17 protein-coding genes and 1 tRNA gene are annotated in these 18765 nt (G+C 63.1%); 9 read left to right on the top strand and 9 right to left on the bottom strand.

Annotated features, from left to right (window positions below; genetic code table 11):
- Positions 1 to 177: 177 nt before the first annotated feature.
- The 5 genes from BLM15_RS11095 (at position 178) to BLM15_RS11075 (ending at position 6644) form a co-directional block, all read left to right on the top strand.
- Positions 178 to 609 (top strand): hypothetical protein, encoded by a 432-nt coding sequence (locus BLM15_RS11095; protein WP_126112806.1) that lies wholly within the window; start codon positions 178 to 180, stop codon positions 607 to 609.
- Between the two features lie 342 nt (positions 610 to 951).
- Positions 952 to 3222 (top strand): type VI secretion system Vgr family protein, encoded by a 2271-nt coding sequence (locus BLM15_RS11090; protein WP_126112805.1) that lies wholly within the window; start codon positions 952 to 954, stop codon positions 3220 to 3222.
- 6 nt (positions 3223 to 3228) lie between these two features.
- The gene (locus BLM15_RS11085) at positions 3229 to 4275 is read left to right on the top strand and encodes a DUF2169 family type VI secretion system accessory protein (protein ID WP_126112804.1); all 1047 of its coding nucleotides are present in this window, start codon (positions 3229 to 3231) and stop codon (positions 4273 to 4275) included.
- On the top strand, positions 4275 to 5957 hold the full coding sequence (locus BLM15_RS11080) for a PAAR-like domain-containing protein (protein WP_164547477.1): 1683 nt from the start codon (positions 4275 to 4277) through the stop codon (positions 5955 to 5957). Before BLM15_RS11085 ends, BLM15_RS11080 begins: the two co-directional genes overlap by 1 nt.
- A 12-nt stretch (positions 5958 to 5969) precedes the next feature.
- A complete protein-coding gene (locus BLM15_RS11075) occupies positions 5970 to 6644 on the top strand; it encodes a GAD-like domain-containing protein (protein WP_126112802.1) in 675 nt (224 codons plus the stop codon).
- Between the two features lie 78 nt (positions 6645 to 6722).
- Here the strand turns inward: BLM15_RS11075 and BLM15_RS11070 are convergent, their stop codons facing one another.
- A complete protein-coding gene (locus BLM15_RS11070) occupies positions 6723 to 7349 on the bottom strand; it encodes a Vgb family protein (protein ID WP_126112801.1) in 627 nt (208 codons plus the stop codon).
- A 38-nt stretch (positions 7350 to 7387) separates the two neighbouring features.
- Positions 7388 to 8608 carry a helix-turn-helix domain-containing protein gene (locus BLM15_RS11065; RefSeq protein WP_126112800.1) on the bottom strand — a complete coding sequence of 407 codons (1221 nt, stop codon included), beginning with the start codon at positions 8606 to 8608 and terminating at the stop codon, positions 7388 to 7390.
- A 118-nt stretch (positions 8609 to 8726) separates the two neighbouring features.
- On the opposite strand from BLM15_RS11065, the gene BLM15_RS11060 reads away from it, so the two are divergent.
- From BLM15_RS11060 to BLM15_RS11045, 4 genes are all read left to right on the top strand, one after another.
- On the top strand, positions 8727 to 9170 hold the full coding sequence (locus BLM15_RS11060; RefSeq protein WP_126112799.1) for an SRPBCC family protein: 444 nt from the start codon (positions 8727 to 8729) through the stop codon (positions 9168 to 9170).
- Between the two features lie 250 nt (positions 9171 to 9420).
- Positions 9421 to 10533 carry a branched-chain amino acid ABC transporter substrate-binding protein gene (locus BLM15_RS11055; RefSeq protein ID WP_126112798.1) on the top strand — a complete coding sequence of 371 codons (1113 nt, stop codon included), beginning with the start codon at positions 9421 to 9423 and terminating at the stop codon, positions 10531 to 10533.
- A 229-nt stretch (positions 10534 to 10762) separates the two neighbouring features.
- Complete coding sequence (locus BLM15_RS11050; protein ID WP_126112797.1) at positions 10763 to 10957, top strand: hypothetical protein; 195 nt, start codon at positions 10763 to 10765, stop codon at positions 10955 to 10957.
- 95 nt (positions 10958 to 11052) lie between these two features.
- Positions 11053 to 11143, top strand: a tRNA-Ser gene (locus BLM15_RS11045).
- Positions 11144 to 11279: 136 nt separating this feature from the next.
- On the opposite strand, the gene BLM15_RS11040 is transcribed toward BLM15_RS11045, so the two are convergent.
- The 7 genes from BLM15_RS11040 to acnA all read right to left on the bottom strand — a co-directional run bounded on the left by BLM15_RS11040 (position 11280) and on the right by acnA (position 18516).
- The gene (locus BLM15_RS11040) at positions 11280 to 11753 is read right to left on the bottom strand and encodes a hypothetical protein (protein WP_126112796.1); all 474 of its coding nucleotides are present in this window, start codon (positions 11751 to 11753) and stop codon (positions 11280 to 11282) included.
- 89 nt (positions 11754 to 11842) lie between these two features.
- Positions 11843 to 12199, bottom strand: coding sequence for a hypothetical protein (locus BLM15_RS11035; RefSeq protein WP_126112795.1), 357 nt, complete (start codon positions 12197 to 12199; stop codon positions 11843 to 11845).
- A gap of 135 nt (positions 12200 to 12334) precedes the next feature.
- The gene (locus tag BLM15_RS11030; protein WP_126112794.1) at positions 12335 to 13039 is read right to left on the bottom strand and encodes a hypothetical protein; all 705 of its coding nucleotides are present in this window, start codon (positions 13037 to 13039) and stop codon (positions 12335 to 12337) included.
- A 175-nt stretch (positions 13040 to 13214) separates the two neighbouring features.
- Complete coding sequence (locus BLM15_RS11025) at positions 13215 to 13697, bottom strand: DUF1028 domain-containing protein (RefSeq protein WP_126112793.1); 483 nt, start codon at positions 13695 to 13697, stop codon at positions 13215 to 13217.
- A 195-nt stretch (positions 13698 to 13892) separates the two neighbouring features.
- Complete coding sequence (locus BLM15_RS11020; RefSeq protein ID WP_206438626.1) at positions 13893 to 14795, bottom strand: GntR family transcriptional regulator; 903 nt, start codon at positions 14793 to 14795, stop codon at positions 13893 to 13895.
- Between the two features lie 70 nt (positions 14796 to 14865).
- Positions 14866 to 15822 carry a Bug family tripartite tricarboxylate transporter substrate binding protein gene (locus BLM15_RS11015; RefSeq protein WP_236846634.1) on the bottom strand — a complete coding sequence of 319 codons (957 nt, stop codon included), beginning with the start codon at positions 15820 to 15822 and terminating at the stop codon, positions 14866 to 14868.
- A gap of 48 nt (positions 15823 to 15870) precedes the next feature.
- Positions 15871 to 18516, bottom strand: coding sequence for an aconitate hydratase AcnA (acnA, locus tag BLM15_RS11010; RefSeq protein WP_126112790.1), 2646 nt, complete (start codon positions 18514 to 18516; stop codon positions 15871 to 15873).
- Positions 18517 to 18765 lie beyond the last annotated feature (249 nt).

The raw sequence follows: 18765 nt of genomic DNA, 5'->3' as shown, positions 1-18765 counted from the left end.
AACGATGTATTTCGGGATGGCCTGTTTTAGATTCCCAAACAGGGCCAATCCGGCACGTTGAGCAATAGCATGCAGTGTTTGACTTGATTTTATTCTATTCGAGTGAAAGCTTTAGGTCGCTCGAACTAGTCCGATGGGGTTACTGCCCAGTGCAGCGTCGGAGAGAGGAAGCGAGAGATGATAACGTCTTGGAAGCAGACGATGGTGGCGCTGGCCGCATTGCTGTTCATCCATCCGGCGCTCGCCCAGATCGGCACGCCGGGCAATGCGCCGCTGACGCCGGGCGGGCCGCGCCAGGGCCTGGGACCGCCCTCGATCTTCGATCACACGCCTGACATCAGGCTGCATGCACCGGGGGCTGGCGGCATCCCAGGCGCCGGCCCGCCAGTCGACTATGGTGGGACACCGCGGACCGCGCCGCGATCGCCGAACTCGATCTACATGCCGCGCTATGGGGCAGCCGACGATCCATCGCCCCGAAGCGTTATCGCCGCTATTTGCAGGACGCCGCGTCGGGCCTGTGCCGCGCCGAGTCGGGCTCTTGCCGGCGCCCGCTGCTTCTGCCGCCTGCCGAACGGGGTGCGGCAGCGCGGACGCGTGGTTCGCTAGATCGTGCAGGTGTGTGGCGGCAACCGATGAGAACGCTGCCGATCACCGGTCCTTACTGCTGCCCAGCGAACATGTCGGTCTGATGCTGGGCAATGCAGAGAGCAAATTCGCCAAAGTTCTGCGGAGCTTGTCTTCCCGAAGGCCATCTCATGGCCCTGCTGAAGGGCACGGGGCTGCTGTGACGGCGAGTAACGCGCGGCGGCGTCTCCTGCGCTCACGCGGGGCGGGAGCGAGTCGCCGCGCCAGCGCCTCTCACGAAAAGGCCGCAATGCTCTGCCTGATCAGGCGAAACAGTCTCTAATCCTACCAAAGTTTATTTCAGGCTGATTCTTGGATTTGCATATGCTTACTCAGGTCAATCGCTCGGCGAAATTGTTTACCCCGCTCGGCCCTGACGTATTGTGTCTGGTCGATGTTTCCGTAACGGAAAGTTTGGGGCGTTTATTCACCGCTGAGATCAACGCAATTTCGAATGACGCCGATATCGACTTCGATAAGCTTATCGGCCAGCCCTGTCATGTCGAACTCGATCGTGGACCGTCCGGCAAGCGGATGTTACACGGTATAGTTGCGGAAGGGGAGTGGCTCGGTATCGAGCACGGGCTGACGCATTATCGTCTCCTGCTGCGGCCATGGTTCTGGCTGCTCGACAAGATCGCAGATTGCCGGATCTTCCATGACAAGACGGTGCTCGACATCATTCGAGAGACCTTCGCCCGGCGAGGTTTTTCGGATTTCCGCATCGCCACGACATATGATTATCCGGTTCTCCACTATACGGTTCAGTACCGCGAGACCGATTTCAACTTTCTCAGCCGGCTGATGGAGCAGCACGGCATCTATTATTACTTCCAGCACGCGGCCGACCGTCATGTGCTGGTGCTGTGCGATGGCCGTGCCTCCCATTCGCCTGCGCCGGGGCTGGAGAACGTCGTCTATGTGGCGGCCAGGGATGCCGGGCATCTGGCGCGCCGACCGACGATCCAGGACTGGCGGATGCGCCGGACGCTGCGGTCCGGTCGTTCCGGCCTCCAGGATTTCAACCATCTCACGCCCAACACGCAGATGCTGGCCGATGCCGCGGCGACCGAGCGATACACCCACTCCACGCTCGAGCTCTTCGACTATCCCGGGCCGCATGTCGTCCAGGCTGACGGCGAGCGCTATGCCCGCATCCGGCTCGAGGCCGAGCAGGCGATGGACAAGCGCCGCAACGCGATCGGCTTTGCCGTGTCGGCTTTCGCCGGCGCCTTCCTGACGCTCAGCCGGCACCCCCGCAGCGGCGAGAACGGGCAGCACCTCCTCGTCGGCACGCGCTTCAGCTATGGCCCGCAGGTCTACAGGGCGCATGCGGGCCAGGAGGAGGCCGGTTATCGTGCCGAATACGATCTCTTACCCGTCGAGGTGCCCTTCCGCACGCCGATGACGACGCAAAAGCCGCGCATCGACTCGACCCAGACGGCGATTGTCGTCGGCCAGAAGGGCGAGGAGATCGATTGCGACGATCACGGCCGCATCCTCGTCCATTTCCATTGGGACCGGCATGGCGACCAGAGCTGCCGCCTGCGCGTCGCCCAGGTCTGGGGCGGTCAGACCTGGGGAGGCCAGATCATTCCACGCATCGGGATGGAGGTCTCGGTGGTCTATCTCGAAGGCGATCCCGACCGGCCGCTGGTCACCGGCTGCGTGCCCGATCCGGTCAACCACCGTGTGCCCTACGATCTGCCGGCGAACAAGACGCGCTCGGTCCTGCGCTCCAACACCTACAAGGGCACCGGCTTCAACGAGTTCACCCTGGAGGACAAGACCGGGCAGGAGATCATGTTCTTCCACGCCCAGAAGGACCACACGACACGCGTGCTCAACAACCGCACGGCGCGCGTCGACAGCCACGACGTCTACTCGGTCGGCGGCAACCGCGCGGTGGAGGTCGCGAAGAACCAGAAGCACGAGATCGGCGGCTCGCTGAACATGGTCGTCGGCGGGACCGGCTCCAACGCGATGAAGGCGCTGACCGGCGTCATGGGCCTGGCCGGCCAGACAGCCAATCTGCTGAAGCAATCGGGTGATATCGCGGGCGGTGGCGGTGCAACGCTCGGCGCCTTCGGCCTCACGCTCGCATCGTCCGCCCTCGGCTTTCTCTCCGGCGGTGGCCAGAAGTCGCGCAAGGGCGTCGTCTCGGGCCCTAGTCCGCGCGCCGATGCCGGCGTCGACCTGACGGCGTCCGGCACCGGGATCGGCAAGGATGCCGGCGGCTTCTTCCCGCTGCCGGGCATCATGAACACGGTCGTCCAGTCATTCCAGTCGACCAGCGTCGGCGTCGCCCAGGTCGAGCAGATCGGCATGAGCAAGGTCACCAATGTCGGCCAGACCATGGTGACCAATGTCGGCAAGTTCTCGAAGACCATCGTCGGCGAGGAGTTCGTCATCGAGTGCGGCGCCTCGAAGTTCATCATGCGCAAGGACGGCACGGTGATCATCCTGGGCACGAACTTCAACTTCACCGCCTCGGGGCCAACGCAGATCAACGGCAAGGTGGTCGACCTCAACAAGCCTGGCGGCGGCACCGCCGAGGCGAAAGCGACGTCGGCGGACAGCTCGGCCAAAGGTTGACCGGGCATGTCGGTCGACAACCGCACGCCGTTCCCGGCCATCGCCTTCCGGCAGTTCAATCTCGCCGGGCAGCTGCTCGGCGTGATCGCTGTCCGCGGGACGTTCCAGTTCTCGGCAGCAGGGCCACTTGCTCCCGCCGGGAAGCAGCTCCCGCTGAAGCTGGCGGATATCTATGACGGCGATCCGCATGAGGGGCCGTTGCTCACGCAAGGCGATCTCGTCCCGTTCAAGCCGGCGACCGATGTGACCTTTATCGGCGCGGCCCATAGCCCCGACCAGGTCCCGCGGCCGAGCTGGACCTGCCGCCTGCGGATCGGCCCGGTGCAGAAGGCCTTGCGGGTCACCGGCCCGCGCAGCTGGCGCGCGCGCCGGCAGGGCAGGGCTCAAGTCGACTGGGAGCTCACCGCGCCTCAACCGGTCCCCTATGTGCCGATCGACTGGCGTCTGGCCCATGGCGGGCTTCTGCCGGGCCATTCAGGTCCAGATTTCGATGGCCGCTATCGTTTCAACCCGCTCGGCCGCGGCATCGTCGACGAGAGCCGCGTCCGCGACGGCGACGAATATCCGGCGCCGCAGATCGAGGATCCCACGCAGCCGTTCACCACGCCACATGGCGAGATCGAACCGCAGGGCTTCGGCCCGCTCTCGCCCTGGTGGCGCCAGCGCCACCAATATGCCGGGAGCTATACGGAGGAGTGGCTCGCCAGGCGCCATCCGCTGCTGCCGGAGGATTTCGACTTCCGCTTCTGGCAATGCGCCCATCCCGACCTGATCGTCGCGCCCTGGCTGAAAGGCGACGAGCCCTTCGAGCTGGAGAACCTGGCCTATCGCTATCCGCTGGTGCGCGGCTGGCTGCCCGGCCTGACGATGCAGGTAATGCTCGACCAGGGGCGTGGTCCCGAAGTCGCGCCGCTGGTTCTCGACGGCGTGCATTTCGACCTGCGTTCGGGGATCGCCCGCGTCACCCTGACCTGGCGCACCGGCTTCCCCTGGCCGGAGCGGCGCGGCCAGCCCATCCTCGAATGCTTTGGCCCGCTGGCGGAGGCGGCGTGATGAGCGACGAGCCGCCCAAAATAACGATCACCGGCGGGCGTACCTATAACTGGGACCAGATGCCCCCAAGTATGGCGGAGCAACACAATCAGCTCAACGCCGCTGGCGACGCGCTCTGGAACAGCGATCGGGCAGGGGCTCAGGCAAAATGGGCGGAAGCGGATCGGCTCATCGCACCTTACGAGAAGAAGAAGGAAGAGGAGGAGAAGAAAAAGAAGCCCCCTCCGCCGACTGGGCCCAATCCGCATCCGCCGGAATTTGTCGTCGACCATAACGATGCGGTCGCGATTTCGACTGCGCCTGATGTGTGTCGCGTCGGCACCACGCCGACGCCGTTCATGTCGTATGCGCTGGGCGGTGACGATGAGAACTATTCCCCCGACGTGTTCTCGAACGGCGTCGCCATCAAGCACAATCAATCGCGGATCTGGTACACGCGGGGGGACGAGCCGGGCACCGGGCTTGGAGTCAAGTCGAACACCGTCAGCTCGAAGGTCATTCCGAATTCGCATTCCAGTGTCGTCAAGGTCAACGGCATCTGGGTTCAGCGCCATTCCGATACGTGCTGGCTGAACAACGGCAACAACCCCGGCGAATATACTCACGTCAAGTCGACGGAGGTGAACAAGGCGCCCGACGCGAATGACGAGCACGACAAGAGCGCCTGGCAGTCGTTCAAGGATCAGCTCTACGACAAATCAGGCACGGTCCAGACCGCCGACGGCATTTGGGACAAGGCTGGAGAGTGGTGGAACGATCCGTCGAAGATCGGAACGGATGCGACCAATTTCTACAATGGCCTGCCGACTGGGAGCGAGGTCTGGCAGGGCACGAAGAACATTGGCTCCGGCATCGCCAATGTCGGGAGTCAGGTCTGGAACGACCCGAAAGGCTCGGCCGGGGCGGCCTGGGATTGGGGAGCCGGGAAAGCATCCGATGGCTGGGAGGGCGCGAAGGACGCCTGGAGCAAGGATGGCGTACCGGGTGTCCTTGGGGCAGGAGTCGGCGTCGCCATCGACGTGGTCGACCCGACCAGGAAGCTCAAGCTGGCAAAGAAGGTCGGTGAAGGGCTCGAGGCGGCCGCGGATGCAAACAAGGCGGGAGACAAGCTGCCTGACAAGAAGAGCGACAAGCCGCCTGAAAAGAAGGCGGAGGAGGATGGCGACGGCGGTGCAAGGAGCACGCGCGTTATGGATGTCGAGTGCTTTGAGGTTCCCGATAATCTCAAGGGCAAGGCTGCTGAATATAAAAGGCAGCTAGACGAGCAGATGAATTATATAAACGAAAGAATGACCGCTGATGATATGGCGTACGCGCACTGGGTCCTGGAGAAGGCGCAAGGGACGAAGTTGCTGAGACAGCCGTATCTTCAGCAACAGCACCGTGCTGCGTACAAGCGGTACCTTAGCGGTCAAGGGCTGAGCAAGGAGCAGATTGAAGCCAAGACCGCCGGTATGGCGGCGACGCATTTCTTGGACATGGTTGCTGGCGGCAATCCTGCGGTATTCTCGAAGGATGCGGCGGGGAATCCTGTGCTTGGCGACTCTGAGGTCAATTCCTATATCGGCAATCAGTGGACCCAGAAGGGGCGGGCAGCCTCCCTGAAGGAGGAGGCCGAACATATGCGGAAAGAGGGACGGTCAGGTGAGAAGATGAAAGTCAATCTAAGGCCGTGTGATTAGGGGTGTAGCTGTATGTATGAGAATTTTGAGTATTATCTAAACAATTACTCCCCTGTATTCCCTGAAAATTCTCTTTCTCAAGAAAGAAAGGAAAGAATTTCAGAAATTTTGCCAGATTCATTGGTAGAATTCATTACAAAATATGGCTTTGTTTCGTTTCATGGAGGTCTTTTTAATCTCTGTGATCCGGATGAATTTAGATCTATATTGGCTTTGATTTTTAAAGATGACAAAGAATTTCATCATCGTAGCTGTCATGTCGTCGGATTTACCGCTTTTGGAACCCTATGGTGCTGGTCTGACCAGTACCTTGATTTCAAAATCGATTTGCCATTCTCGCTTGTATACTGCGACTCGTTGACGATGCCGGGCTGGAAGCCGACCGCATCTGCAGATCATATCGCGTCCGGCATCGTGCCTGACCGGGAGGACGCCGACTTTCTAGACAACGCCGGCGAACCGATGTTCGATCGCTGTGTTGAGGCTTACGGCCGTCCAAGTTCGACCGAGTGCTTCGGCTTCGTGCCGGCGCTGGCTATTGCCGGCGCGTTTGGGCCGCTGCAGCGTGTCGAGAACATCAAGCGCATGAGCGCGCTGGAGCATTTCACGATCCTGGCTCAGTTGGAGCAGTTTCACCTGGTTGTTCCCGGCCCCGACGATATCATTCCTGTTCGGGCAATCGGATAGCAGCCTGGCACCGTCACGAAGCGTTCGTGACGGTGCTGCCCAAGTCGATCGCACCGTTATGATTTGCGCTGATCGCCTTCACCTGCGCTTCACTGCCCTGACCACGGCGCTCTTGCCGCCGCCGCCGCAATAGAAGCGGTCGCCGCCTGCCTCCATGCCGGCGATGAAGGTCCCTTCCGGCATGCGCATGCTGTCCAGCACCTTGCCGGTCTCAGGATCGACCCGGCGGATCTCGCTTTCCTCGTTCTCCCAGGTCGCGTGCCAGAGCTCGCCGTCGCTCCAGGTCACGCCGGTGACGAAGCGGTTGGACTGCAGCGTGCGCAGTATTTTGCCGGTCTCCGGGTCGACCTGATGGATCTGGCGCTCGCGATAATGGCCGACCCAGAGCGTGCCTTCCGCCCAGGTGAGGCCGGAATCGCCGCCGCCGGCAGGCGCGGGAATCGTCGAGACCACCCGCCCGCTCTCCGGATCGATCTTCTGGATGCGGTCTTCGGCGATCTGGTAGAGGTGCTTGCCGTCGAAGGCGGTGCCGGCATGGGCGGGGACGTCGAGGCTGCGAACGGTGTCGCCGCTCTTCGGATCGAAGGCGTTGAGCTTGTCGCCGGACGCGAACCAGACGTTGTTGCCGTCATAGCTGACGCCGTGCACGGCCTCGACACCGGGGAAGGGGCCGTATTCGCGGATGATCGTGGCTGTCCTGGTCATGGGATGATCTCCTCTGTTCGGTTGGACCGAGACAGGGTTTAGCCATCCGGCAGCGGAGCCGGGAGTAACAAGGCTGTCGGGAAACCCGGCACCGGCGGCGTCAGCCAGCGCCGCGCCCGCGCCTTGCCGAAGGACTGGATCTTGCCGGCCCCAGCCAGCGTCTCGAGCGCGCGCTGCATGTTGCGCTGGCTGACGTCGAGCGCCAGGGCCAGCGCCGAACTCGCCCAGGCCTCGCCATCGGCGAGCAAAGCGAGCACGTCGGCATGCGGTTCTTCCAGCGGCTGCGCCAGCACCGCGACCGTGCCCGCCCGGTGCGGTTTCAGGGCAAAGCCGCGCTTGGTCGCGTTGATTTCGGCGAGCCCATGCAGTTCGGCGCGCAGCCGGCCGATCTCGACCCGCAAACGGGCGCGATGCGACTCGTCGGCTTCTTTGGCTCGGAAGGCGCGCCTCAGCAGCACTTCGCGCGAGACATCCGCAGGCCAGGCCTCCGCCAGGGTGCGGGCGAGGGCGAACAACACCGGTCGCGTCGCCAGCGGAACAGCGGTGCCGGCTTCGCGCACGACATTGCGGCAGGCATCGACCACGAAGCTCCCCGAGGAAAGCAGCGCCGCGATCTCGCCCAGCATCAGCGGGCGCTCCTCGCCCTGTGTAATCAGCCGTGCCGCCGGTGTCTCCAGTACATGCGCAGCGGCTTCGACCTCGGCCACCAGCGCCGGAATGCGGGCGCGCTGCGCCGCATCCGCCGCAAGCGTGAATGCTGCGTGGGCCGCCCCGGCCTGCAGCCGCCGCAGTGCGATGCCGCCGATGGCCAGCGCCCGCGCTGCTTCCAGCGCTGGCGGCAGCGCTTTATCGTCGAAACCGGCGAGCAGGCGCTCGGCCTCGCCGAGCCGGCCGATCAACAGCAGCCGGCGGACCGCGATCGTGCGGGCATGGGCAGCGTTGAGGCGGTCGCCATGCGCTTCGAGCACTGCGCGCGCCGCATCGAGCGCCTTCGCCGGCCAGCCGAGATCACGCGAGACCAGGGCGATCTCGGCTTCGGCGACGGCACAGCGGGCCCGTGCCACCGGCTCGCGCGCGCCGAAGGCCCGGCCGGCACGCTTGAGCAGCGCCTTGGCCCTGGGAAGATCGCCGAGCTGCGCCATGGCGATACCGCGCAGCGCCAAGGCCGGCGCATCCTCGCGCAGGGCGATGCGGTTGAGCGCGGCGAACGGATCGCCTGCGGCCAGCGCCCGCCCGGCAGCTGTGATCAGCGTGTCCATGCCGAGCTTTCGAATCCCGTCAAGCTTGTCACTCCCGCTCCCTGCCGCCCTGCCTCTAGTTCATCTCCTCACGACGGCCAGACGGCACGTCGCTGGCACCTGACAAGAGGAGATCATCATGCCGGACATCCTGCACAGAGTCGGAATCAAGTCTTCCCCCGAGGCAGTCTATAAGGCGCTGACCACCATCGACGGCCTGTCGCACTGGTGGACGGACGAAACGCGTGGCGACAGCAAGATCGATGGCGTCGTTCACTTCCAGTTCGGCGAGCGCGGCTTCTTCGACATGAAGGTGATCGAGCTTGCTCCGGGCAAGCGCGTGCTTTGGGAGGTGGTCGATGGTCCCGCCGAATGGATCGGCACGAAGGTCAGCTTCGATATCCGGCAGGAGGGCGAATACACGATCATCCTCTTCAAGCACGAGGGCTGGAAGGAGCCGATCGAGTTCATGCACCATTGCAGCACGAAATGGGGCGTGTTCCTGCTGAGCATGAAGTCGCTGGTCGAAACCGGCCGGGGCGCTCCCTACCCGAACGACGTCAAGATCGACGACTGGAACTGACGCGTCCGGCTCGCACCGGAGCGCTATCAGTATAATCGCGGTGGCCATGCCACCGCGTTTTTTGTTCGTACGAGGAGTTGGGTCGATCTAACGGCGGCGGGCGCGCGGCGTCATGCCTGCCATGCATTTTTGCATCTGCTCAGAAACGCGCCACGCAGTGCCGCGTCGCCTCGCACTGGCTTATACAGGTCGCAGGCGATCCTCGGGTTGGGTCGCACGCAAAAATTGTATGGCTAAAGAGGAGACGCACATGACGCTCAAAGCCCGATTCCTCATCGGAACAGCCTTCGCCGCGGCGGTGTTCGCGGGCGCCCCGGCACGCGCTGACATCACCATCGGCCTGCTCGCGCCGCTGACCGGCGCCGTCGCCGCCTATGGCGACCAGGTCAAGAACGGCGCCCAGGCCGCGGTCGACGCCATCAACAAGAAGGGCGGCATCGGGGGCGAGAAGGTCGTCCTCAAGCTCGCCGACGATGCCGGCGACCCCAAGCAGGGCGTCTCGGCCGCCAACCTCCTGGTTGGCGACAAGGTTCGCTTCGTCGTCGGTCCGGTGACCTCCGGCGTCGCGATGGCCGCCTCCGACGTCTTCGCCGAGAGCGGGGTCCTGATGGTGACGCCGACCGCGACCTCGCCGGCCCTGACCAATCGCGGTCTCAGCAATGTCTTCCGCACCTGCGGCCGCGACGACCAGCAGGCCGAAGTCGCCGCCAACTACGTCCTGAAGAACCTGAAGGCCAAGAAGGTCGCCATCGTCCACGACAAGGGCACCTATGGCAAAGGTCTCGCCGATTCCTTCAAGAAGGGCATCAATGCCGGCGGCATCACCGAGGTCGCCTATCTCACGGTGAATCCGGGCGACAAGGATCTCGCGGCGGTGATCACCCGGCTGAAGTCGGGCGGCGCCGAGCTGATCTATTTCGGCGGCTACCACCCTGAGGGCGGCCTGCTTGCCCGCCAGTTGCACGATGCCGGCGTGAAGGCGACGATCATCGGCGGCGAGGGGCTGTCCAACACCGAGCTCTGGGCGATCGGCGGTGACACCGCGGCCGGCACGCTCTTCACCAACGCGACCGATGCGCTGAAGAACCCGGCCTCGGCCGAGGCGGTGGCGGTGCTGAAGGAGAAGGGCATCCCGCCGGAGGCCTTCACGCTCAACGCCTACGCCGCCGTCGAGGTGCTGAAGGCCGGCATCGAGAAGGTCGGCAAGGACGCCAAGGCCGATGCGGTCGCCAAGGCCTTGAAGGCCGGCCTCGAGGCCAAGACCGCGATCGGCACGCTGACCTATGGCAAGACCGGCGATCTGAGCTCGCCGAGCTTCTCCATGTACAAGTGGGAAGCCGGCAAGATCGTCGCGGCCGACTGACGAACACGATCCAGGACTGAGGGAAGCGGCCTGCGGCGTGCCGCGGGCCCTTTTTCATTTTCCCGTCATTGCGAGCGTAGCGAAGCAATCCAGAGCGGCAACGCTCTACGTCTCCTGGATTGCTTCGTCGCTTCGCTTCTCGCAATGACGGCACTTTCTCCTGAACGCGCCGTTCGGGAACCGTTCAGGCGCGGGGCCGTTTTCTCCGGCGATCGAACGGGACTTGTCCATGCCAATCGCCGAACCCGCTACGCAGTCCTTCGCCAAGCCGTCCCTGATCGCGATTCGGCGCGAGGCGGACGGCTATGGCATCCGCTTCGGCTTGAACGAGGCCGAGGATGCGGCGATGCCGGGTCCGGTCTTTCCGACGCTGGGCGAAGCCATGGCCTGGATCGAGCGCATCGACCGCGCCCGCGGCCATTGAAGCGTGTTGATCGAGGCGATCTTCCTCATGCCTGTCGATCGCACGTCCTGATGGCTTGTCAAAGCGGGTCGCGATCGGGCATAGAGCCTTCCAACGGAGACGTGGCCGAGAGGCTGAAGGCACTCGTTTGCTAAATGAGCATACCCCACAAGGGTATCGAGGGTTCGAATCCCTCCGTCTCCGCCATTCATTTTTTGCCATAAATCTCAAGATCTTAGCTTGGCAGTCGTATTCGATTGTGTAGCAAAATTGTGGCGGCTTCTATGTAGGTGTCCCTAGCCGACTACCGTCGGCACTTGTGATTCTCGTCGAAGAACGAAAGCTAAATGGAAAGGCCCAGACCTGCTCCCTGAACAAGCCAAGCCTCCTCGCTAAAGCCCGAGCCTTTCCCCCAAACAAATTCAAGAGAAGAAATCTGTTCGCCGGCATTGTAGTATTGTCGGGTGCTGACAGTGGGCGGGCCAAGTGTCTTTGATTTAGACAAAACAATCGCAGAGAATTCATGCACGTTACTGATGGATCGCTTTAACTCAGCGGCGATCAATCCGTCACAGAATGAAATAATCGGACTGTTCCCAGCGTGGTAAGACTGCCAGCGGTCGCTGCTGATGCCGTCAATTTTATTTATCGGCTCCTTCCAGTTTGCGAAAAGATTTTGCGCTGCGGCGAACGTCATTCCGGAACTGAAGCCGTCGATGCTCTGAGCGAACGCAGCCTGCGCTTGGATGAACGCTGCAAGCGCGAATAACAGCCGTCGAGACAAAACCCATCCTCCGCATTCTTCGGTTTCAATCATGGATGTTTGTTGGCCTATTAGAAAGCCAGTGCGGGAACTAACAGAAGCATCCTGAGCGGTGAAAAGGATGGCAGGGGTTTTGAGCGTCGCTATGGAGAGGGCGGGATCGAATAACCCGCTGCGACATCCGTATGACCGGATGTCGTCCAGCCGTTGACGTAGCGATGCGCCAGCCGATAGCCGGCGTGATCCTTCGCGGCGTCTTTGCTGCCGTCAGCGTCTCGATAGAACTTGCAAGGAAGGGAGCCGACCGTTTCGGCGATAAGGCGCACGGCCTGAAGAGCGGCGGGGACGTGAAGCGCGGTGTGAGCGTTGACCGAGACACCGGAGACAGTCGGCAGTGATCCGATTAGCTCGGGGAAGGCGGTGTCGGAAAGAGGGATGGGCTTCCCTTCGATGCCGAAACCGAGCGACTTCTTTACACTGCCGGCGAACTCGCGAAACACAACTCGACCTTCACTGACTTAACAGCGAAGATTCTCTCATGAGTGGAGTCGGGATGCAATAGAAATAGGAAATTAATCCTACAATCGAGTGTCAACAGCGTGGCCTGTCTCTCTCACAGAATTTATAACCATGCGTCAGGTATTAGCCGGGCAGTTGCTGACAAAGAGAGCAAGTTGCGGATATGCATCTCTTACCTGCTTTATGAACTTGTCAGGTCCTCCCTTAAATAAGAACTTAAACACGCTTTTCTCAGAACAAAGATTATATCCAATCTGATCATAATATAATTTCTTTCTATCTGCGTTTATATCGGGAGACCAGCTCAAAAGAAGGGTCTCATAGCTGTTCAATGAAAGCACTGTATAGCTAGTTATCTCTTCTCTATTAATTTGAATGCATTTTTTTCGCTCATTCTCCACGAATGAAGTCTCTCGATCAGCGGGTGATTCACTTAAGATCTCTCTATTAAATATATCCGGGTTAAAAAAGTAAACAGATTTACTCTCTATAGAGCTATTGTAGTAGCTCGTCTCCTTTGTGTTATAGTGCCGCATCGCGATTAAGCATGAGATGCCTGTGCGAATATCCGCTCTCAGGATTGCAGTGTGAGAGCCGAAGCGACCGATAGCCTCGGTATCGCGCGCTCGCGCGCCTTCTACGCGAGCAAGCTCGCGCGCACGCTCTGCGTCCGCCGCAGCCGATATTTGAATATTCCTGAGCTCAAAAGATATAAACCAAGAAGCAATACCGAATCCAACAGCTGCAATGAATGTTCCGAAAGCTACAAAAGATTGAAAAATCTGTGCCGCGTTGCCGTGCTTTGCGGGATCATAAGCCATTTGAATGCCTCTCAGCGGACATGCAATTTGAGCCTATCAGAAGCTTTCGAAGTTTGCGAGATTTTATGAATATTTCGTGTTCGGCCATTCTCTGGGAATATAGACTAAAAAGGCCATCTGAGATAGTCGAGCTGGTCGTGATTACATCAGCGCCGGCAGTTCATAGCCCACGCGATCAACTGCCTCCTTCACCTCCTGCCCGCTCTCCGGCTTCCATGGCGACGATCAGGCGCTCGTCGAAATCGAGCGAGGACGCATCCAGATAGGTCTTCAGGGTGTCTTCGACGACCTGTGGTCCAGCGAGCATGTTGCCAGCGACGGAGACGAGAGGCCCGGTGATATCGCCACTCCAGTCGATGCAAGCCGACCCTGTGAAGGCTGCGGGCCGCCCGTCTCGATCGATGATATGAAGCTGGCGCTGGTCGCTTCCGCCATCAGCAGCCATTAAGGCTGCGACGACCTCGGTGGAGGCACAGCCCTCCTGGAGCATTCGGAGGCCGTCAACGCCATAGAATGGATTGGCGAGGGCTTGAGTCGCGAGCACGCCGCTGCGGCCGGCTCCGTAGGGAACGACCGCCCCAACCGCCAGCGCCCTCGATGCACACAGGATGCCGAATCCTCCGGTTCGCTCATCTTTTGCGATGATCGACCAAGTCACCGCTTCACCTCCCGTTGCCGCTGCACCAGCGGAGCTTCATTCGCGAACAATCGCCATCGTGAGTGCATCACGATAGATGCCATCGGCGCGGAAGGCATACCATGACCAACCCTCCAATCTGATGGGTAGATTTGGCATTTTAATAACAAAAAATGTAATTACGCTCGCCTGCGATCGCAGTGGGAACGGCACGCATCAGCGCGACAGGATCGGGCGAATGCGCGCCAGGTTCTCGATAGTATGGGTCAGATGAGCGCGCAGCCGGGCGGCGGCCTCGTCTTGATCGCGGCGCGCGAGGCTGTCGAGGATGGCCAGGTGCTCCTCGCATTGTGCGCGATAACGCTTGCGGTCCAGCATCGAGCGGTAGGAGAGCAGGCGGCGCACGCGATTGAGCCGCCTGATCGTATCGAGGAAGAACGGGTTGCCGCTCGCACCGACGATCGTCTCGTGGAAGCGCACTCCGCGCTCATGCAGCGCATCGGCGGAATCGGTCTCGATGGCGCCGGCGAGCAACCTCTCCTCGGCGTGGCGGCAGGCCGCGATCTGTTCGGGTGGAAGATCGTAGCCCGGCTCGAGCAGGGCCGCGGGCTCGAGGACGAGACGGAGCCGGTAGCTCTGCTCCAAGCTTTCGGGCGTGTTCAGGACCGGGAGAAAGGTCCAGCCATAGCCGGCGCGCCGCTCGGCCCAGCCCTCGGAGCTGATGCGCGTCAGCACTGCCGTGAGCTCGGCCCGCGTCAACCTGTAGCGCTCGCGCAGCTCGGCTTCCGTAATTTGGTCGGGCAGCGAGCCCCCGAGACGGTCCTCGGCAATCCGGAAATAGATCGCGTCGCGGCCGTCGGTGATGGCGAGGCCCAGCTCTTCTGCGCTGGCCGGCTCGCCCTGAGCGACAAAATAGCCGCGGTTAGGCTCGTGGCGCAGCACGCCCTTGCCGGCGAGCAGCTGAAGGGCTTGCCCCACCGGGAAGCGCGAGACGCCGAGACGGGTCGCGAGATCCTGGGCGCGCAGATGCGTCCCGGCGGCGAGCCGCAATTCCCGGATCTCTCCGAGCAGCTTCGCCGCCAGTGTCTCTCCGAGATCCTGCCTGCTCGCCCGTGCCACGATGCGCTCCCGCCGGCCTGCACGGCCTGCCGACGAGAGCATCTACCCGAGCCGGGCGACGATTCGAAGCCTATTTGACGAGTCCGATCGAGCGCAGGACGTCGGCGACGCGCACCTGCTCCTCCTTGAGGAAGGCGGCGAAGGGCTCACCGGCGAGGTAGTAATCGTCCCAGCCGCGGACCTTCAGCAGCTCGGTCCACTCCTTCGACTTGACCATCTTGTCGAAGACGGCGGTGAGTTCCTGCCGCTGCTGGGCGGAGATGCCGGGGGCCGCCATCACGGCGCGCCAGTTGACGACCTCGACATCCATGCCGAGCTCCTTCAGCGTCGGAACATCCACGCCTTCCAGGCGCTTGCCCGAGGACAGGGCGATGGCCCTGAGCTTGCCTGCCTTGATCTGGCTCTCGAACTCGCCATAGCCCGACACGCCGGCCGTCACCCGGCCGCCGAGCATGGCGGCGAGCGCCTCGCCGCCACCCGAGAAGGCGACGTAGTTGAGCTTGCCGGGATCGCTGCCGGCCGCCTTCGTCGCGAGTGCTGCGAGGATGTGGTCGGCTCCACCGGCCGATCCGCCAGCCCAGATGAAGCGCGAGGGATCGGCCTTGATGGCCGCGGCCACGTCCTTGAGCGTCTTGTGCGGCGAGTTCTCCGGCACGACGATGACGAGCGGATCGCCCGTCAGGCGTACCAGCGGCGTGACCTGGTCGAGACTGACCGGCGCCTTGTTGGTCAGGATCGCCCCGACCATGGTGATGCCGTTGACTATCAGCTGGGAAGCATCGCCCTTCGAGCCATTGATGAACTGGGCGAGGCCGACGGTGCCGCCCGCACCGGTGACGTTCTGCACCTGAACACTTTTGGCGAGGCCGGCTCCGGTCAGGACCTGCTGGATCGAGCGCGCAGCGGTGTCCCATCCGCCGCCCGGCCCGGCGGGTGCGATGATCTTGAGCTCGGATGGGGCCTGGGCCACGGCCGGCACCGCGATGATGGCGGCGGCGCAGGCGAGCAGAAGTCGACGGTCGATCATGGGCATTGCCTCCGTTTATGGTCGGTTTTGGTTGTTGAGTGATGCAATTCAGGCGCGGCGACGTTCCGCCGCCTCGTCTTCACCCGGTGGGTCATCTCGGTGGTCGGGCAGGAAGCGCCGCAGGATCAGCGGCAGCATGCCGCCGGCGCGCAGCGTCTCGCATTCGAGCTCCGTCTCGATCGCAAGGCGCATGGGGATCGACAGGCGCTCGCCGCCCGCACGCAGGAGCGTGACCTCCGTGGTGAGACGCGGCGCGAGCAGGCTCTCGGGCACCGTGACCTCGAGGCGATCATCGGGCCGGAGCGACAGGCCGGCGCCCTGTGCAGCATCGTCGAACGTAAGCGGCAGGATGCCCATGCCGATCAGGTTCGATCGGTGGATGCGCTCGAAGCTCGCCGCAAGCACGGCGCGGACGCCGAGCAATGAAAGGCCTTTCGCCGCCCAGTCGCGCGAGGAGCCAGTGCCGTAGCGCTCGCCTGCGACGATCACAATGGCTTGGCCCGCCGCGCGATAACGCTCCGCTGCCACCCAGAGCGGCAGGATTTCGCCGCTGGCCACATGCCGGGTCGAGCCCGGAAGCAGATCGGGTTCCAGCTGGTTGACCACCGTCCTGTTCGTGAACAGGCCCCGCAGCATGACCTCCCAGTTGCCGCGCCGCGAGGCGTAGACATTGAGGTCGCGCGGGTTCTCGCCATGCCCGGTCAGCCACCGCCCCGCCTCACTGGCAGCAGGCGTCTGCCCGGCGGGCGAGATGTGGTCGGTGGTGATGTCGTCACCGAGGACGAGGATCGGGTGGGCGCTGAACCGGCCGAGGGAAACCAGCGCGTCGGCGCGGGCGAAGGGAGGCCGGCGCAGATAGGTCGACGACGGGTCCCAGGGGAATTGCGGCGTCGACGGCGCGTCTAGCCCCGCCCAGTTCGCATCGACCGAGGCACGGGCAAAGGCTTCGCGGAAGTCGCGGCGGTCGAGGCCGGCAGACAGGGCTGCATCGATCTCCTCGCCCGATGGCCAGAGCTCGGACAGATGGATCGCACGATCGCCGGCGCGGCCGATCGGCTCGCGTGCGAGGTCACGCGCCGCATCGCCAGCCAGCGCATAGGCGACGACGAGCGGCGGCGAGGCGAGGAAGCCAGCCTCGACCTGGGCATGGACGCGGCCGGGAAAGTTGCGATTGCCCGACAGGATCGCGACCGGAAGCGTCTCGCCAGCCGCGACCGCCTGCTCCATCACCGGCAGCAGCGGCCCCGAATTGCCGATGCAGGTGGTGCAGCCATAGCCGATGATCCCGAAGCCCAGAGCTTCGAGATCGTTGAGGAGACCGGAGCGGCGCAGGAAATGCTCGGCCGCCGGCGAGCCCGGCGCGAGCGAGGTCTTGACCCAGGGCGGCGGAACAAGGCCGAGCGCGCGGGCTTTGCGGGCCACGACCCCGGCCGCGACGAGCAGGCGCGGATCGCTGGTGTTGGTACAGCTCGTGATCGCGGCGATCGCGACCGGGTGCCGCGGCAGGTCCTCCGCCAGCGTCGTCGGCTGCGGAAGCGCGGCCAGCGCCGCCGGCACGCCGGCGAGCGGCAGCCGGTCCTGTGGGCGGAAGGGGCCGGCGAGGCTCGTCTCGACCGTCCCGAGGTCGAGCACGACGGTGTCGGTGAACCGGGGTTCGGCATCCGCCTCGAACCAAAGCCCCTGCGCCCTCGCATAGGCCTCGACCAGCGCGACCGCCCGCTCATCGCGGCCGGTTTGGCGCAGATAGGCGAGCGTGCGCCCGTCGATCGGGAAGAAGGCGGTTGAGGCCCCGAACTCGGGCGTCATGTTCGCGACAACCGCGCGTTCGCCGGCCGACAGGGTCGAGACGCCGGGTCCGAAGAATTCGACGAAGGCGCCGGTCACCCCACGCTCGCGCAGGAGCTGCGTGATAGTCAGCGCGAGATCCGTCGCGAGAACGCCTTCGCGCAAGCGGCCGTCGAGGCGCACGCCGATCACGTCGGGCAGCCGCATCATCACCGGCATGCCGAACATCACGCTCTCGGCTTCAAGCCCGCCGACCCCCCAGGCCAGCACGCCGATCCCATTGATCATCGGCGTATGGCTGTCGGTCCCGATCAGGGTATCGGGGATGGCGACCGTACGGCCCTCTATCACAGTTGTGCCGACAACGGTCGCAAGCTGCTCGAGGTTGATCGTGTGCATGATGCCGGTGCCGGGGGGATTGACCCGCACGCCGCGCATCGCCTGCGTCGCCCATTTGAGGAAGCGGTACCGCTCGCCGTTGCGGCGGTATTCGCGCTCCTTGTTGAGGTCGGCGGCACCCGGCACAGCGGAGACGTCGACGCCGAGCGAGTGATCGACCGAGACGTCAACCGGCAGGACGGGACTGAGTGCCGCGGGGTCGCCCCCGGCTTCCGCGAGCGCGTCACGCATCCCGGCAATGTCAACAAGAGCCGGCGTGCACGTCGTGTCGTGCATCAGCACGCGCGAGGGCTGGAAGGCGATCTCAGCGCTACTCGTGCCGGCGACAAGCCAGCCGCGGATCGCCACCATTGCCGCGTCGCGCTCGGTAGAGGAGGACGCGTTGCGCGCGACGTTCTCGACCAGGATGCGGAAGATGTGAGGCAGACGTCCGTACTCAGCCCCGAACACGCTGGCGGCGTCTACCCGAATGGCGTCATCGGCTGACGAAATCTCTGAGAACTGGAGCATGACTCATTTTGCATATTGTATATTCAAAATGCAATACTGATCCATGCATACGGGACTCGATTTCTGCCAATCGCCGTGGCGCCCACCGTGAGGGGCGTTGTCCTTGAGGAAGACGAACTGCTTCAGCATGTCGGCAATCGAGCGGTCTCGAACGCACAAGCGCGTCAGACCGGACGCAGCTGCGCGTTTCCGTTGAACGCCAGGAGCCGGCTTTAACGCGTCGCGCTGAAGCGCCTGCCGACTCCCATC

Origin of the sequence: Bosea sp. Tri-49 (assembly GCF_003952665.1) — a bacterium.
Classification (GTDB): domain Bacteria; phylum Pseudomonadota; class Alphaproteobacteria; order Rhizobiales; family Beijerinckiaceae; genus Allobosea.
This window is presented reverse-complemented; position numbering and strand designations above follow the sequence as displayed.

Excerpts from the sequence above, each read along its gene's own strand:
- BLM15_RS11055 (WP_126112798.1), top strand. The coding sequence starts at position 9,421 with ATGACGCTCAAAGCCCGATTCCTCATCGGAACAGCCTTCGCCGCGGCG.
- BLM15_RS11090 (WP_126112805.1), top strand. The coding sequence starts at position 952 with ATGCTTACTCAGGTCAATCGCTCGGCGAAATTGTTTACCCCGCTCGGC.
- BLM15_RS11040 (WP_126112796.1), bottom strand. The coding sequence starts at position 11,753 with ATGATTGAAACCGAAGAATGCGGAGGATGGGTTTTGTCTCGACGGCTG.
- BLM15_RS11075 (WP_126112802.1), top strand. The coding sequence starts at position 5,970 with ATGTATGAGAATTTTGAGTATTATCTAAACAATTACTCCCCTGTATTC.
- BLM15_RS11015 (WP_236846634.1), bottom strand. The coding sequence starts at position 15,822 with ATGATCGACCGTCGACTTCTGCTCGCCTGCGCCGCCGCCATCATCGCG.
- BLM15_RS11080 (WP_164547477.1), top strand. The coding sequence starts at position 4,275 with ATGAGCGACGAGCCGCCCAAAATAACGATCACCGGCGGGCGTACCTAT.
- BLM15_RS11060 (WP_126112799.1), top strand. The coding sequence starts at position 8,727 with ATGCCGGACATCCTGCACAGAGTCGGAATCAAGTCTTCCCCCGAGGCA.
- BLM15_RS11095 (WP_126112806.1), top strand. The coding sequence starts at position 178 with ATGATAACGTCTTGGAAGCAGACGATGGTGGCGCTGGCCGCATTGCTG.
- acnA (WP_126112790.1), bottom strand. The coding sequence starts at position 18,516 with ATGCTCCAGTTCTCAGAGATTTCGTCAGCCGATGACGCCATTCGGGTA.
- BLM15_RS11030 (WP_126112794.1), bottom strand. The coding sequence starts at position 13,039 with ATGGCTTATGATCCCGCAAAGCACGGCAACGCGGCACAGATTTTTCAA.
- BLM15_RS11070 (WP_126112801.1), bottom strand. The coding sequence starts at position 7,349 with ATGACCAGGACAGCCACGATCATCCGCGAATACGGCCCCTTCCCCGGT.
- BLM15_RS11085 (WP_126112804.1), top strand. The coding sequence starts at position 3,229 with ATGTCGGTCGACAACCGCACGCCGTTCCCGGCCATCGCCTTCCGGCAG.
- BLM15_RS11065 (WP_126112800.1), bottom strand. The coding sequence starts at position 8,608 with ATGGACACGCTGATCACAGCTGCCGGGCGGGCGCTGGCCGCAGGCGAT.
- BLM15_RS11050 (WP_126112797.1), top strand. The coding sequence starts at position 10,763 with ATGCCAATCGCCGAACCCGCTACGCAGTCCTTCGCCAAGCCGTCCCTG.